Consider the following 15,558-nt stretch of genomic DNA (forward strand, 5'->3'; position numbering starts at 1 on the left):
CAGCTGTCGGCGTGCGTAGCGGTTACATGTATATCGAGGGTTGCGCCTGACGTTCTTCTCCCCGCCGGGGAGAAGAAATGGCCGCGCTCTCAGGTGATTAAAATCACGGGAAGAAGCCGGTGCGCACCCTTCACGTCCCCGCCCGAAGCGCAAATAGCGGTGCATCCTGCCCGTCCAGCATGGTGGTGATATCTTCGGCCGCAACCGGCTTCGAGAACAGGTAACCCTGCAGTTCATCACAGCCGCACAGATGCAGGATGGCCGCCTGTTCTTCCGTCTCGACGCCTTCGGCCGTCACCGGAATATCGAGCGATTTCGCCAGCGCCACGGTCGCCTGGAGCATTTCCAGCGAGCGGCCGCCCTTATCGAGCGCCATGATCAGCGAGCGGTCGATCTTCATGCGGTCGAAACCGAAGCGGCGCAGATAACCGACGCTCGCAAAACCGGCGCCAAAATCATCAAGCGCTATGTGCAGGCCGAGCTGTTTCAGCTTGTCGATCGCCGCACTCGCCCGCTCCGGATGCTGGATGAAATAACCTTCCGTCATTTCCAGCCGCAACCTTTCGGACGGCGTCTGCGTCGCATCGAGAATGTCCGCGACATAACCGGAGAAAGCCGGATTGCGGAACTGCACGGGGGAAATATTCACTGACAGCTTGATGGACGGCCATTGCCGTGCCGTCTCGCAGGCCTTGCGCAGCACCAGAAGGCCGAGCCGGTCAATCAGCCCACTGGTTTCGGCGGCGGCAATGAAAATATCCGGCGGCACGAAACCGTAGCCCGGCCGCTGCCAACGGGCCAGTGCCTCCACGCCGGTGATGCAGCGCGTGGCGGCGCTGACAACCGGCTGGTAAACCACCTGTATCTCGTCATTCAGGATCGCGGAGCGCAGATCCGCTTCCAGCTGCAATTTTTCTTCGCGCAGCGCATCCATCTTCAGCTCATAGGAGACGTAACGCCCGCGTCCGTTCTCCTTGGCCTGGTACATGGCCATATCGGCACGGCGCAACAGTTCCTCGCCATTGATATCGCCCGCGCGGGAAACCGACGTGCCGATGCTGCAACCGATGCTCGCCACCCGTTCGCCGATGCTGAAAGGCTCGGTGAAGAGTTCGAGAAGCGACAAACACAGCTTGCGGCCTTCCGACCAGACATCGTTGCCCTGAATGGCGATGGCGAATTCATCACCGCCGAGCCGCGCCAGCACCGCGCCTTCCGGCACCAGCACCCGCAGCGCCGCCGCCACGCCCTTGATCAGCCGGTCGCCGGCGGCATGGCCATAGGAATCATTGATTTCCTTGAAGCCGTCGAGATCGAGATAGAGCAGCTTGATATCGGTCTTGTCGTGGCGGGCCTTGCCAACCATGCGGGTGAGGTGGGCAAACAGCCCGGCGCGATTGTCGAGCCCGCTCAACCGGTCACGCAGCGCCTCTTCCCGTGCTGCAGCCTCGTCCGCCTTCAGCCGGTCGAGCGTGGCCGAGCCGATGATGAGCAGCACCAGGAAAAACGTGCCGGCAATGCCGAGCGCGGTGAAGACCACCGGCCGCGCCTCATGAAAGCTGACATCCCCCGGCAGATGCGAACGCCAGACGAGCCGGGCCAGCACCTGCCCCAGCGGATTGACGATATCCACATGGTTGGCGGCAGGTCCGTCGCCATATTGAAGTTCCAGCCCCTCGACGACGTAATTGCGGGCGAGCTTGTCCACCGTCGCCTGTTTGAGGTGACGGGCGAAGATCAGATAACGACGCTCAGCATTATCCGTGGCCAGCGCGCCGGATTTGAGCCGCACAAGCGCGACACCGGCAGCGGCGACGCCATCTTCGGTTTTGACGAAACCCGTCACCTGCGAGGTAATGCTTGGGCGCATGGCCTGCACCCGCTCGATCATCTCCTTCAGGCCAGCGGCAAAATAGGTGTCATAAGTCCATTTCACCGGTTTGCCGTCCTGGTACGCCATTCGGGTCTTGCCGTCTTCATCCAATACCACGGCGGTGTCGAAAAGATCGCTGTTGACCGTCATCTCGCCATAGTTGCTTGCCACCCAGTCGAAACGATCAGGGGCGTAGACATACTCGGCGGCATCGTCCCAGGCGGCGTAATCGTTCAGCGTCGCGCCAAGCTGATCACGAAAGGTGACGAGAGCGCCCGCCGTCGTCTCGCGCGAGCGGGCATTGTCGAGCAGATTGGCCTTTTCGCGGACCTGGCTGAGGGCTGAAAGGACGAGCGCGGTGACGATGAGAAGCACCAGCGCGAAGGTGGACAATACGACGCCGACGGCGGTTCTGCGCCCGACCGGCAAATAGTCCCCAATGTTGCGCGGCGCAATCCGCATAAAATCCCCTTTGAAAGCATCATCTTGCGAGGGAAACATTCAAAAGGCGTTAAACCGCCCCGCAACGCCGACCCAAAAAACAACGGGTACAAAACGACAGTCCGGGCGAGAGACTGAAAAATCCTTCCCTGAAATGGCGGGGGTTTTTCAGGGAAAACCGGTTATCGCTGGTCTCCAAACAAAAAACCTCCCCCGCGAACGGGAGAGGTCCTCATTTCCACCATGCGGCAGCTTCTTACCAGGACGGGATGACCGTGCCGTTGTACTTTTCCAGAATGAAGGCCTTCACTTCCGGGCTGTGGTAGGATTCTACCAGCGTCTTCACCCAGGGCTTGTCCTTGTCCTGCGCACGGACGGCGATGACGTTGGCATAAGGGGACTTTTCGCTTTCGATGGCGATGGCGTCCTTTTTCGGGTTCAGGCCGGCAGCCGTCGCGTAATTGGTGTTGATGACCGAAGCGTCGGTGTCGTCAAGCGAACGCGGCAGCTGAGCAGCGTCAAGTTCGACGATCTGAATGTTCTTCGGGTTTTCGGTGATGTCGGCAGGCGTTACCTTCAGACCGGCCTCTTCCTTGACCTTCAGCACACCCTTGGAGGCGAGAACCAGAAGCGCACGACCGCCATTGGTCGGGTCGTTCGGAATGCCGATGGTTGCGCCGTCCTTCAGCTCGTCAAGGTTCTTCACCTTCTTGGAATAAACGCCCATCGGGGTGGTGATGGTGGTGCCGACGCTGACGAGATCGAACTTGCGGTCGGCGATCTGGTTGTCGAGGTAAGGCTGGTGCTGGAAGGAGTTGGCCTGCAACTCGCCATCATTCAGCGCCTGGTTCGGCACGACATAGTCGGAGAATTCGATGATATCGATATCCAGACCCTTGGCGGCCGCGATCTTTTTCACCTGTTCCATGATCTGCGCGTGTTCGGCAGGGGTAACGCCGATCTTGATCGTCTCTGCCAGCGCCTGACCGGCGGTGAAGAGAGCGGCGAGCGAAGCCGCGAGGATGAGTTTCTTCATGGGTGTCTCCTTGGGTTGTTATTATAAACGCAGTTAATTCTTCCGGGTCCGCTTGTCGAAGCTGCGCGCCAGCCGGTCGCCGGCGCTCTGCACCAGTTGCACCAGCACGATGAGCACCACAACCACCGCCAGCATCACATCAGGCATGAAGCGCTGGTAACCGTAGCGGATGCCGAGGTCACCCAGCCCGCCGCCGCCGACAGCGCCGACCATGGCCGAATAACCGATGAGGCTGACCAGCGTCAGCGTCAGCGCCAGCGTGATGCCGGGCTTGGCTTCGGCGAGCAGCACCTTGGTGACGATCTGCAACGGTGTCGCGCCCATGGCGCGGGCGGCCTCGATCAGGCCCTTATCCACTTCGCGGATCGCCGCCTCCACCAGCCTTGCGATGAAGGGCACGGTCGCAACCGTCAGCGGCACGATGGCCGCATTGGTGCCGATCGACGTGCCGGCGACGAGACGGGTGAAGGGAATGATCGCCACTACAAGAATGATGAAGGGCGTGGAGCGCGCCGCATTAACGATGAGGCCGAGGATGCGGTTGGTCATCGGTGCTGGAAACAGTTCGCCCTTGCCGCTGGTGGCAAGGAACACACCCATGGGCACGCCGATCAGTGAACCGACAATGCCGGCCACCGCCACCATGTGCAGCGTCTGCCAGAGTCCCTTGAAGAGAAGGTTGAAGATCATATCAGGCGACATAACCGAGCACCTCCGTGTGAAGACCGGTTTCCGCATAAAAGCGGTTGGCGCGGGCGGTGACCTCAGCCGAGGCCGGATAGGAAACGACGAGCGAACCGAATGGCTGACCGGAGATTTCCTCGATGGTACCGGCAAGAATGTTCACGTCTGGGCCGATTTCAGCAACAAGCCGGGCGGTAAGTGGCTGGAAAGCCGTCTCGCCGAAGAAGACCAGGCGCACCAGAACGCGGTCGCCGTCCGTAGCTTCCTGCTTCAGCCCCGAAGTGACCCAGTGCGGCAGCTTCACACCGACCGAGGATGACAGCAGGCTGCGCGTCGTCTCATGTTTCGGCGCGGTGAAGATGTCGAAGGTCGTGCCTTCCTCGACGATCAGGCCCCTGTCGATAACGGCCACCTGCGAGGCGATGGTCTTCACCACTTCCATCTCATGGGTGATGAGCAGCACGGTGAGACCGAGTTCGGCATTAATGCGCTTCAGCAGTTCGAGAATGGACTGCGTCGTTTCCGGATCGAGCGCCGAGGTCGCCTCGTCGGAGAGGAGCAACTTCGGCTGGGTGGCGAGTGCGCGGGCAATGCCAACACGCTGCTTCTGGCCACCAGAGAGTTCCGCCGGATACCGCTTCGCCTTGTCGGAAAGCCCGACGAGATCAAGCAGCGGCGCGACGCGGGCCTCGATTTCCTTCTTGCCCAAGCCGGCGATTTCGAGCGGCAGGGCCACGTTGTCAAAAGCGGTGCGTGAGGACAAAAGGTTGAAGTGCTGGAAGATCATGCCGACGGAACGGCGCAGCGTGCGCAGGCTCTTTTCATCAAGCGCCGCAACATCGACGCCATCAACGACCACGCGGCCGGTCGAGGGCTTTTCAAGGCCGTTGGCGAGGCGGATGAGCGTGGATTTGCCCGCACCCGAACGGCCGATGATGCCGGTGATGGAGCCTTTCGGCACGGTGTAGTCGATACCGGCAAGGGCTGCGAAGCCCGGCTTGCCGTCGGCGCCGCCAAAGGTCTTGGTCACGCCTTCAAACGTGACCATCGGCTCCTTTGCCGCCCCTTGCGGGACCGCCTGTTCTGAACGCGCGGGCGAGGCCGCACTGGATGGAAAATTCATTGTGAACTCTGGGAATGCGTGACGGATTGGGTCTCAAAAAATCCTGTTGCGGTGCTGAACCGCTATCTTCATGCAGCCTTCGGGCACATTCGATGACAGCTGATTTTCCGGGTCATTTCGTCAGGCTTTCACTCAGAAATGCCGGGGATCGGCAATTCGATGGCGCATACTTGCCCGCACACGCCACCTTTTAACAGGGATGTTTTTTCAATTATCTGAGAAGAGAGAAAAAATCTACCGCAAAGCCGCCTCGGCGGCCTTGCGGCGGTCAAGATTTCGCGACGATATGAAAATCACACGCGGCTGGTGAATTCCTCGAGCGGGCGGCGGACCTTTTTCAGGTTCACCAGCCAGTCGCCATCCGGCTGGCGATAACCAAGCGGCAGAATAGTGACGGAGCGCAGGCCCTTCTCACGCAGGCCGAGGATTTCGTCGAGCTTGGCGGGATCGAAACCTTCCATCGGGGTGGAATCCACACCCTCAAAAGCGGCCTGCGCCACGGCCATACCGAAGCCGATATAGGCCTGACGCGCAGCATGTTCGAAATTCACCTGCTGGTCACGCTGCGGATAGGTGGTGAGCAGCATCTGGCGATAGGCTTCCCAGCCCTCGTTCTTGATGCCGCGTTCCTCATTGACCAGATCGAACATGTGGTTGATCCGCTCTTCGGTGTAGTTATCCCACGCCGCAAACACCAGCAGATGCGAACCTTCGGTGACCTGCGCCTGGTTCCAGGCGATCTCGCGGATCTTGGCGCGCACTTCCGGGTCGGTGACGACGATCACCTCGAAAGGCTGCAGGCCGCTGGAGGTGGGCGCCAGCCGAGCCGCCTCGACAATGCGCTCGACCTTGTCTTCCGCGACCGGCTTGGAAGGATCCATTTTCTTGGTGGCATAACGCCAGTTGAGTTTTTCAATAAGCATGTTCGTTTTCCCTTGGGAGGACCAGCCCGCCCGGCCCCTTTTGGAGGCAGAAACGGACGCTACGCCTTCGTAGCCTGCCTGACATAGGGGACGGGATGACGGGTGCAAGCAGGCACCGCCGGGTAACCAACGAAAAACTCAGCATGACTGATGATTTTGTTTACTTATTATTTTTCCTGCTTCGTATTTTCAGGAACGTGATTGCCCTTCGGAAATCCCGAAGCCAAAGCACTATACCACTTGCCGCTGTTCTTCAGCGTGCGCACCTGTGTGTCATAATCCACATGTACGAGGCCGAAGCGCATGCGGTAGCCCTCTGCCCATTCGAAATTATCCATCAGGCTCCAGGCGAAATACCCGCGCATCGGGTAACCGTCGCGGATGAGATCGGCGACGATGCCGAGATGTTCGGCGTAATAATCGAGGCGCGGCTGGTCATTCACCTCGCCGTTTTCGACGCCGACATTATAGCAGGCGCCGTTTTCGGTAATGTAGCACTCCGGCAGGTCGTAACGTTTGTAGAGTGTCTCGACCAGCGACTTAAGCGCCGGCGCATAAACCTCCCAGCCGATATCGGTCTTCACCTCGCTGACCGCCGGAGCCGGCGTCGTGGCGGGGAATTCCGCACCCGGCGTCGCATCGTCGGCAACGCGCATCGGCGTGTAATAATTCAGGCCCCACCAGTCGAGCTTCTGACTGATGATGGCGAGGTCTTCCGCCTCCACGACTGGCATGCGATCACCCAGCGCTTGCATCATCTCGGCTGGATATTCGCCCTTGAAGACCGGATCGAAAAACGCACCATTGTGGAACTGGAAGGCACGTTCGGCGGCCTTGAGATCAGCCTCGCCGTTAGAAGCCGGAATGACGGAATGGGCGTTCAGCACCAGCCCCACCGGCACCTTCGGCGCGACATGGCGGGATGCCTCGACGCCGAAACCATGGGCGAGATTGATGTGGTGCATGGCGGCTAAGGCCGCCTCCATGTTGCGTTCGCCCGGCGCGTGAATGCCGTAGAGGTGGCTGAGCCAGACCGCGCACCAGGGTTCGTTGAAGGTCGCCACCGCATCCAGCCGGTCGCCCAGACGGGCCATGACGGTCTTGGCGTAACGCTGGAAAGCATGGGCGGTGGAGCGCGAGGCCCAGCCGCCGTCGCCCATCAGGGTCAGCGGCAGATCCCAATGGTAAAGCGTCGCATAGGTCTTGATGCCGCGCGCCTTGCAGCCATCAACGAGACGGTCGTAAAAATCCAGGCCTTTTTCGTTGATCGGTCCGAAACCATCGGGAATGATGCGCGGCCAGGCGATGGAGAAACGATAGGCCCCGACACCCATCTCCTTGATGAGATCGAGGTCGTCTTCCCAGCGATTGTAATGGTCACAGGCAACGTCGCCATTGTGGCGCCCGAAGACATGGCCCGGCATGTTGCAGAAGGCATCCCAGATGGAGGGCTTGCGGCCATCCACCTTGGTGGAGCCTTCGATCTGGAAGGAGGCGGTCGCGACGCCGAACAGGAAATCACCGGGGAAACGGGCTGCAAGCGTTTGGGGATCGGTCATCCGACAGGCCTTTCTATCCATCGAGCGTGAAAAGATCAGCAGCGGTTTAGACCATGTCGCGTGCGAGGTACAGCCGGGCTGGCAGAATCTACAACGTTTCAGGATGCGCGGTTAACAAGTCCAAAGCGCTTTGCATGCACAAATGCCGCCGCAGCGGTTTAACCGGCGGCGCAAGGCATCGGCCCGGCGAATGCGGGTGGAATGGGGAAGTGGTAGAAGTTTTTGCATTCGCCGGGCCTCGTCATCCGGGCCGTCATAACGGCCCTTCGGTCTTTTCACGGCATCTATCCGATCAGCCCTTCCCGCCTCTGGCCCGGCGGGATGCCTTTCAGAAACACGGTCTGCCAGAACCATGCTTGTCGATGCCGGCCTCCGGTTCGCAAAGGGCGCCGCGCGTATCGCCCTTCCGTTCCGGTTGCGGGAAGAATGATGCGGCCAAACGGGCTGATGGGGATGAGTGGGGACGTATTTTTCGGGAAGTGACTGAAAAACAAGGAGAGGTGGCGCGGAATTGTCCTCACCTGTGAAAGCCTGACAGGGAGCGAGCCGCCTTATCCGGCGTGCGACCTTCTTCATCTCGCTATGGAATGGTATCTGCAGCATCAGGGCAGGAGACCGAATGGGCGGCATCCTGCATACTCAACGTCATCAACTCTGTTGTAACAAGTCGTCCCTGAGCCTTGCGTTTATGGTCACGACGATCTTTCGCATGGTTGCGGCGATAGCGACGATGGGCGGTTTTCCGTTTCGGATGAGGCGTTCGTAGAAGGGGGCGAACTGTCCCTTTCCCTGTGCTGCACACATTGCGGGCATGAACAATGCGGTTTTGGCCTGGGGTCTTCCGCCGCGCTGTCGCCGTCGACCTTTGGCGTTTCCGCTTTCGCTGGGATGGGGAGCGGTTCCGGCAAGGGCTGCGGCCTGGCGGCGATGCAGGGAGCCGAGTTCCGGCAGCTGGGCGATCAGGTTTGCAGCGCTTAGGGTTCCGACGCCGCTGACCGTGGTGCAGATACGGATGCGCCTGGCAAGCCTGTCGCTTCTTTCGACGAGCGCTGCGATTTGGCCATCGAGGGCGTCGATCTGGCGCTGGATGGCACCGAGCATGGCCTTGAACGAGGCTGCGATAGCCTTTGCGCCAGGGGCTTTAGAGCGGTTCTGCTCGGCTACCCTGAGCGCCACCAGATCGGTCCTGCGCCGCACCAACACCTGCAATTCCACCTCATCGGCATCCGGCGCATGCCATAGCGGCAACCTCGCCCAACGCTCGCAGCCATAGGCAGCCATCTGTCTGGCGTCGATGGCGTCGCTTTTGCCAAGCGTTCCCAGCGAACGGATATAGGCTTTGAGCTTCATCACATCGGCGCGATGGCAGGCAATGCCCACTTTGAGGCATTCCTCCAGCAGCATGAGCTCGTATCCGCCGGTCGGTTCGCAGATGACGAAATCCGGCCGCATCGTCTTGAGCAGCGCGCGGACGCCGCAGCGGTTGTTGTCGACGGTCAGGATGCGGCTACCCTCGCTGGCGACGAGACTGTCCTTGGCGACATCGACACCGAGGCATCGAAGGGGTGGCGTGTGCAAAAAGTCCATAGGTCTGCTATCCTTTGCAGGCTTCGGATTGTTTGCGGGCGTGGCGATCAGCGGCCCAATCAACTCTCCAAGCGGTGAAGCAAAGGCGGCAGGGAACCTTGATGACGTCGGGCGTGATCCCGATCCTTGGACGGTCGCCCGCCGCCGGGACTGCGGGCTGTGAAGGGCCCGCAGTCCCGCACCGACAATACCCGGAAAGCAACAAACAATCCTCGGGCTTGTCCCGATGATCCAACCACCTTTCAATCAATTGAGAGGTTGCAGATGCTCGGGACAGGCCCGAGCATGACGGAAGAACGGTTTCGCAACTTGAACCAGCCTGTGAATGGGGGAGATTCCCCCATCCACTGTCTTTGAACGAACCAGCCCGTCAAACGTAACGATTGACCACGTTTTCGAGATATTCCTGACGACCGGACTTCGGCTCGGGATTGATATCCTGGCGTTCGACCAGCGCTGCGATCTCTTCGAGCTTCAGCTCGCCGCGCAGCATCTTCTGCGCTTCCGGGGAATCCCACTTGGCGTAACGCTCGGAAAGCGGCTTCGACAGCGCACCGTCCTCGATCATCTTCGCCGCCGCCTTCAGGCCACGGGCGCAGCAATCCATGCCGCCGATATGGCCGATCAGCAGGTCCTGCGGATCGAGCGACTGGCGACGCAGCTTGGAATCGAAATTGGTGCCGCCATTCTTGAAACCGCCGCCGGCGAGAACATGATAATAGGCAAGCGCCATTTCCGGCACATTGTTGGGGAACTGGTCGGTATCCCAGCCGGACTGGTAATCGTTGCGGTTCATGTCGATGGAGCCGAAAATGCCGAAGGCATTGGCCATGGCCAGTTCATGCTCGAAGGAGTGGCCGGCGAGGATGGCGTGGCCCTGCTCGATATTGACCTTCACTTCCTTTTCCAGACCGTTTTTCTGCAGGAAGGCGTAAACGGTCGCGACGTCGTGATCATACTGGTGCTTGGTGGGCTCCTGCGGCTTCGGCTCGATCAGGATCGTGCCTTCGAAACCGATCTTGTATTTATATTCCACCACCAGATTGAGGAAGCGGCCGAGCTGGTCGAGTTCACGCGACAGATCGGTGTTGAGCAGGGTCTCGTAACCTTCGCGGCCGCCCCACAGAACATAATTCGCGCCGCCGAGCGTCTTGGTGGCGTCCATGCAGGTCTTCACGGTTGCGGCGGAGAATGCGAAAACATCCGGGTCCGGATTGGTCGCGGCGCCCGACATGAAGCGGCGGTTGGAGAACAGGTTCGCCGTGCCCCACAGCAGCTTCACGCCGGTATCGGCCTGCTTCTGCGCGAAGTAATCGACGATCTCGTTAAGGTTCTTCGTGTTCTCAGCAAAGTTTTTGCCTTCCGGGCGCACATCCGCATCGTGGAAGCAATAAAACGGCGAACCGAGCAGCGAGAAGAATTCGAAGGCCACGTCTGCCTTCAGCTTGGCAGCCTGCATGGTGTCTTCAAACCACGGGCGCTGGAAAGTCTGGCCGCCGAAGGGGTCACCGCCCGGCCAGGTGAAGGTGTGCCAGTAGGCTACCGCGAAACGCAGGTGATCTTCCATGCGCTTGCCGCCGACGATCTCGTCGGGGTTATAGTGGCGGAAGGCCAGCGGATTGGTGCTGTCGGGGCCTTCATATTTGATCTTGGCGATATCGCCGAAAAAACCTGTGCTCATTGGGTGGTTCCTCCTTGGTGGTTTTAAATCGTGTTTGGAAATTTCAAGGTTGGAGGGTGTGGTTCACCCCCCTCTGCCCTGCCGGGCATCTCCCCCTCAAGGGGGGAGATCAGCAGGACGCTATCTATCGCTCCATACTCAGCCTCGCATGAGGGCGGGAAGTAGCCGCTTGTCGATCTCCCCCCTTGAGGGGGAGATGTCCGGCAGGACAGAGGGGGGTAAACCCCACACTCCGCGTCTCACTGCGAAAGCGCCCGAATAGCCGGATAAAGCGCATGATACCGGCGGTAAGCCTCTTCATAAGCATCGCCAAGCGCCGCCACCGGCTCAATCGTCCGCGCCGTCTCCGGCTGCGAGCAGACGGCCACCGGATCGGCCCCGGTCGCGGCAATCAGGCCGAGGCGGGCGGCACCAAAGGCCGCACCGAAATCGCCCTCAGCCGGAATATCGACGGGAACGCCAAGCGAGGTGGCGATCGAGGCCAGCCAATAGGCCGAACGCGAGCCGCCGCCGATAGCGGTGACGCGGGAGATGGACGTGCCGGCAGATTTCAGCGCTTCGAGATTATCCCGGATCGCGAAAGTCACGCCTTCCAGCACGGCCTGGGTCAGCGCCTTGCGGTCACTTTCATGCGACAGGCCGATGAAGGACCCACGGATGGCAGCATCATTATGCGGCGTGCGTTCGCCGGAAAGATAAGGCGCGAAAGTGACGCCGGTCGGTGCGAGAAGCGTCTCGCCGAGTTCGCCGGTCAGATCGGCAGCGGATTGCCCGGTGAGGCGCGAATACCAGTTCAGCGCATCCGTGGCGGAGAGGATGACGCCCATCTGGTGCCAGGTGTTCGGCAGCGCATGGCAGAAGGCATGCACGGCGCTTTCCGGCTTCGGCAGATAGGAGGCATTGGCTGCGAAGAGCACGCCCGATGTGCCGAGCGACACGAAGGCATGGCCTTTCTTCACCGTGCCCATGCCGCAGGCCGACGCCGCATTGTCGCCGGCACCACCGGCGACGACGGCGCGTCCGGAAATGCCCCATTCGCCGGCGAGTTCGGCACGAAGAACGCCCGCCTCATCCGTGCCTTCCACCAGCGACGGCATGTGTTTTTCATCGAGCCCGGTGGCGGCGAGCAGCTCGGGGGACCATTTGCGCGCGCCGGTATCGAGCCAGGAGGTGCCGGCGGAATCCGACATTTCCGAGATGTATTCGCCCGTCAGCCATAGCCGCAGATAATCCTTCGGCAGCAATACCTTGGCCACTTTCGCGAAGATGTCGGGTTCGTTCTTCGCCACCCAGGCAAGCTTCGGCGCGGTGAAGCCGGGGAAGACGATATTGCCTGTGATCTTGCGGAAACGCGGATCGGCATCGAGCGCGGCGGCCTCGGCATGGGAGCGCGTGTCGTTCCACAGGATGCAGGGGCGCAGCACCTTGCCTTCGGCATCGACAAGCGTCGCGCCGTGCATCTGGCCGGAGAGGCCGATGCCTTTCACGGCAGCAAGCTCTTTCGCAAACTTCTGCTTCAGGCCCGCAACCGCAGTTTTCGTCGCGGCAATCCAGTCCGCCGGGTTCTGCTCGGACCAGCCGTGATGCGGGCGCGAAACATCCAGCGAGCCGTTGGCCGAACCGATGATTTTCTGATCGCCGTCCATCAGCAGGGCTTTGACGCCTGACGTGCCAAGATCGAGACCGAGATACATGTATTTCTCCATTCCGGCGCTCCACGCGCCACTTCCAGCCTGTTTGCTCAGGGCAGATTGTCCCTGAGGAAGATGTCAATACGGATACGTTCCTGCGCGGCGATGACGGGCAGGCCATCGGCGCGCGCCTTCAACACGCGGATGGCGCTGCGCACCTCGTGGCCGGCATCCTGGTTGAGCACGGCATCGAGCAGCCCTTCTCTCAGCGCATTGGCGGTGTTTTCCGTCAGCTCATGGGCGATGACCGAAAGCGCTCTTTCGCCATCTGCGGCCCCAAGCGCCCGGATGAGGCCGCGATTACCCGCGCCGAGACTGTAGATACCGGCGAGGGCATCATTGCCGAGCGCCTCGCGCACCAGCGCCTCGACGGTGAGCGGATCGTCCCTGCCCTCCAGCACCGGCAGCAGCCGCACCTGCGGAAATTCGGTTTCGAGGACGGCGCGAAACCCTTCCAGACGCTCGCGATGGTCACGCACCAGCATGGAGCCGGCAACAACGGCGACATCGCCTCCGTGCCCGGAGAGGAAACGTCCCATCAGGCTCGCCGCCGTGCGCCCGGCCGCAACGTTGTCCACGCCGGCATAATGATCGCGCCGCGAGCCGGAAAGGTCCGACACCAGTGTGACCGTGGCGATGCCATCTTCCGCCAGCCGGTCGGCGGCTTCGGCCACATCTTCGGAATCGGTGGCCACGAAGGCGACGCCGGATGGTTTTTCCCGCCGCGCCACCTCGAGAGCTTCTGTGAGCGCTGCGGCATTAAAGGGCGGCACTTCGATCACGCGGATGGCCGTGCGCTCCAGATGCGAGCGGCCGGCTGCAGCCCGCACTTCGGCGCGCAAAGTCGCCATGAAGGAATTGTCATTGCCCGGCAGAATGAAGATCATCGAGTAGTTGCGGCCCTTGGCCAGATTGGCGGCGGCGATATCGCGCACATAACCAAGCTCGGCAATGGCCGCTTCCACCCTTGCACGGGTGGCGGCATGCACGCCGGGGCGCATGTTCAGCACCCGGTCGATGGTGGCGAGGCTGACGCCCGCACGCTCGGCGATATCGTGAACTGTCGGCTTCATGGCTCCTCCCTCGCCTTTGAATATCCAGCTTTGCGGTCGAGGTAAACCAAAAAATGATGTACGTACCTCATATTTCAACAAAAGCCGATGTGGAGGTCAGCGGCTCCTCGCGCAACGATGCCGCTTATTTTTCCTCCGCGCCGGGGAGAAGGGGACCCGAAGGGTCGGATGAGAGGGAACGCCAGCGATAAACCAAGAGTTTCCACTGCGCCAACAGGCAGGCAAAAAAGGGGCCGTCATTTCCGACGGCCCCAGCTCTGCGGTGGATGGGAGGGGATTTCGTTCAGTGCGCCGCGTCTGGTGGCGGCGCTGCCTTGGGTTTCTGGATCAGCACGGTCATAAAGATCAGGCTGCCGAACAGCAGCGTCAGCGCAAAGAACACGTCCGCGAAGGCGAGCATCCAAGCCTGTTGCGACACCATGCCGACCAGCTTCTTGATCGCGACGGAAGCCCCGTCGAGCCCGTAGGAATCGTAGTTCGCGCCGACATTGTTCAGCCATTCCAGCGCCTGCGGATTGGAATAGCTGACATGTTCCGCCAGCCGCACGTAATGATCGTCGGTGCGCTGCGACAGCAGGGTGTTGATGACCGCAAGACCAACCGCGCCGCCGAGGTTACGGGTGAGGTTGAACAGACCGGATGCATTGCGGATACGGGCCGGCGGCAGCGTGCCGAGCGCGATGTTGTTGATCGGCACCATGCACATCATCAGCCCGAAACCGCGCAGGATCTGCGGGATCAGCAGCTCGTAGAAATCCCAGTCGGTCGTCACATAGGTCATGATCCAGGTCCCGCAGCCGAAGCTGATGAAGCCGATGGCCATCATGATGCGCGGATCGAGCTTGGTGGAGACCTTGCCGGCGATCGGCGCGGTGAAGAACATGGCAAGACCGGAAACGAACATGGTCTCGCCGATCATCAGCGCATCATAGCCACGCACCCGGCCGAGATAGAGCGGGTAGAGATAGGTCAGCCCGTAAAGCCCGATGCCCATGACGAAGGAAAACAGCGAGCCGATGGAGAAGTTTCGGTCCGCGAAGGCGCGGATGTCCACCACGGGGAAGTCCACCTTGAAGGCACGCCAGAAGAACACCACCGCGCCGATGACCATGGCGATGGATCCGATGACAATACGTTCATCGTTGAACCAGTCCTTGTTGTTGCCTTCTTCCAGCACATATTCCAGCGAGCCGAGGAAGACCCCCATGGAGATCAGCCCCCACCAGTCGAACTTCTTCCAGAGCGAACGTTCCGGCTTGTCGAAATCGATCAGGCTCCAGGTCAGGATGGTGACGATGATGCCGGGAATGATGTTGACGAGGAACAGCCAGTGCCAGGAAAACGCATTGGAAAGATAACCGCCGACCGTCGGGCCGATGGTGGGCGCAAGCGTAGCGACGAGACCGATGATGGGCGAGACGATGGAGCGCTTGGACGGGGGGAAAATGGTGAAGGCGGCCGCAAAGACTGACGGGATCATGCCGCCGCCGATAAAGCCCTGGATCGCCCGGTAGACGATCATCTGGTCGATATTGGTGGCAGTGGCGCAGAGGGCGCTCGACAGCGTGAAACCCGCCGCGCAGGTGGCAAACAGCACGCGCGTGGACAGAATGCGCGCCAGCGTGCCCGACAGCGGGATCATGATGACTTCGGCGATCAGATAGGAGGTCTGCACCCAGGCGATCTCGTCCGAGCCCGCGCCGAGGCCAGCCTGGATTTCCGCAAGCGAGGCGGAGACGATCTGAATGTCGAGAATGGACATGAACATGCCGAAGACCATCGCGAAGAACGCGATGAGCCTGCGTCTGTCCATAGGTGGATCGACGGGGATGGACGCCCCGCCTGTGCCGACAACCGTAGCCGCCATGATCTTGCCCTCAACGAAGC

General features: G+C 60.8%; 11 protein-coding genes. All 11 read right to left on the reverse strand.

The window, feature by feature from the left end; all coding sequences use genetic code 11:
* Positions 1-130 precede the first annotated feature (130 nt).
* Entirely contained in the window at positions 131-2,374 is a 2,244-nt protein-coding gene (locus GSF67_RS16510; protein ID WP_006316667.1) for a bifunctional diguanylate cyclase/phosphodiesterase, read from the reverse strand.
* A gap of 196 nt (positions 2,375-2,570) precedes the next feature.
* The gene (locus GSF67_RS16515) at positions 2,571-3,350 is read right to left on the reverse strand and encodes a MetQ/NlpA family ABC transporter substrate-binding protein (protein ID WP_006316668.1); all 780 of its coding nucleotides are present in this window, start codon (positions 3,348-3,350) and stop codon (positions 2,571-2,573) included.
* Between the two features lie 33 nt (positions 3,351-3,383).
* On the reverse strand, positions 3,384-4,052 hold the full coding sequence (locus GSF67_RS16520) for a methionine ABC transporter permease (protein WP_006316669.1): 669 nt from the start codon (positions 4,050-4,052) through the stop codon (positions 3,384-3,386).
* The gene (locus tag GSF67_RS16525; protein ID WP_174011914.1) at positions 4,042-5,157 is read right to left on the reverse strand and encodes a methionine ABC transporter ATP-binding protein; all 1,116 of its coding nucleotides are present in this window, start codon (positions 5,155-5,157) and stop codon (positions 4,042-4,044) included. Before GSF67_RS16525 ends, GSF67_RS16520 begins: the two co-directional genes overlap by 11 nt.
* A gap of 293 nt (positions 5,158-5,450) precedes the next feature.
* On the reverse strand, positions 5,451-6,080 hold the full coding sequence (locus GSF67_RS16530) for an NAD(P)H-dependent oxidoreductase (RefSeq protein ID WP_006316671.1): 630 nt from the start codon (positions 6,078-6,080) through the stop codon (positions 5,451-5,453).
* A 167-nt stretch (positions 6,081-6,247) separates the two neighbouring features.
* Positions 6,248-7,639, reverse strand: a complete 1,392-nt coding sequence (locus GSF67_RS16535; protein ID WP_006316672.1) for a GH1 family beta-glucosidase — start codon at positions 7,637-7,639, stop codon at positions 6,248-6,250.
* Positions 7,640-8,287: 648 nt separating this feature from the next.
* Positions 8,288-9,226, reverse strand: a complete 939-nt coding sequence (locus GSF67_RS16540; protein WP_006314745.1) for an IS110 family transposase — start codon at positions 9,224-9,226, stop codon at positions 8,288-8,290.
* Between the two features lie 370 nt (positions 9,227-9,596).
* Positions 9,597-10,907: a xylose isomerase gene (xylA, locus tag GSF67_RS16545; RefSeq protein WP_006309856.1), complete on the reverse strand. Its 1,311-nt coding sequence runs from the start codon at positions 10,905-10,907 to the stop codon at positions 9,597-9,599.
* Positions 10,908-11,146: 239 nt separating this feature from the next.
* Positions 11,147-12,601, reverse strand: a complete 1,455-nt coding sequence (gene xylB / locus GSF67_RS16550) for a xylulokinase (RefSeq protein ID WP_035214500.1) — start codon at positions 12,599-12,601, stop codon at positions 11,147-11,149.
* A gap of 47 nt (positions 12,602-12,648) precedes the next feature.
* A complete protein-coding gene (locus GSF67_RS16555) occupies positions 12,649-13,671 on the reverse strand; it encodes a LacI family DNA-binding transcriptional regulator (RefSeq protein ID WP_006309858.1) in 1,023 nt (340 codons plus the stop codon).
* A 283-nt stretch (positions 13,672-13,954) separates the two neighbouring features.
* Entirely contained in the window at positions 13,955-15,538 is a 1,584-nt protein-coding gene (locus GSF67_RS16560) for a DHA2 family efflux MFS transporter permease subunit (RefSeq protein WP_006309859.1), read from the reverse strand.
* Positions 15,539-15,558 lie beyond the last annotated feature (20 nt).

Source organism: Agrobacterium sp. CGMCC 11546 (assembly GCF_013365515.1).
Taxonomy (GTDB): Bacteria; Pseudomonadota; Alphaproteobacteria; order Rhizobiales; family Rhizobiaceae; genus Agrobacterium; species Agrobacterium fabrum.

Bases quoted from the DNA above. Each gene is read 5' to 3' on its own strand.
- GSF67_RS16540 (WP_006314745.1), bottom strand. From the start codon at position 9,226: ATGGACTTTTTGCACACGCCACCCCTTCGATGCCTCGGTGTCGATGTC.
- GSF67_RS16520 (WP_006316669.1), bottom strand. From the start codon at position 4,052: ATGTCGCCTGATATGATCTTCAACCTTCTCTTCAAGGGACTCTGGCAG.
- xylB (WP_035214500.1), bottom strand. From the start codon at position 12,601: ATGTATCTCGGTCTCGATCTTGGCACGTCAGGCGTCAAAGCCCTGCTG.
- GSF67_RS16525 (WP_174011914.1), bottom strand. From the start codon at position 5,157: ATGAATTTTCCATCCAGTGCGGCCTCGCCCGCGCGTTCAGAACAGGCG.
- GSF67_RS16530 (WP_006316671.1), bottom strand. From the start codon at position 6,080: ATGCTTATTGAAAAACTCAACTGGCGTTATGCCACCAAGAAAATGGAT.
- GSF67_RS16515 (WP_006316668.1), bottom strand. From the start codon at position 3,350: ATGAAGAAACTCATCCTCGCGGCTTCGCTCGCCGCTCTCTTCACCGCC.
- GSF67_RS16560 (WP_006309859.1), bottom strand. From the start codon at position 15,538: ATGGCGGCTACGGTTGTCGGCACAGGCGGGGCGTCCATCCCCGTCGAT.
- xylA (WP_006309856.1), bottom strand. From the start codon at position 10,907: ATGAGCACAGGTTTTTTCGGCGATATCGCCAAGATCAAATATGAAGGC.
- GSF67_RS16535 (WP_006316672.1), bottom strand. From the start codon at position 7,639: ATGACCGATCCCCAAACGCTTGCAGCCCGTTTCCCCGGTGATTTCCTG.
- GSF67_RS16510 (WP_006316667.1), bottom strand. From the start codon at position 2,374: ATGTTTCCCTCGCAAGATGATGCTTTCAAAGGGGATTTTATGCGGATT.
- GSF67_RS16555 (WP_006309858.1), bottom strand. From the start codon at position 13,671: ATGAAGCCGACAGTTCACGATATCGCCGAGCGTGCGGGCGTCAGCCTC.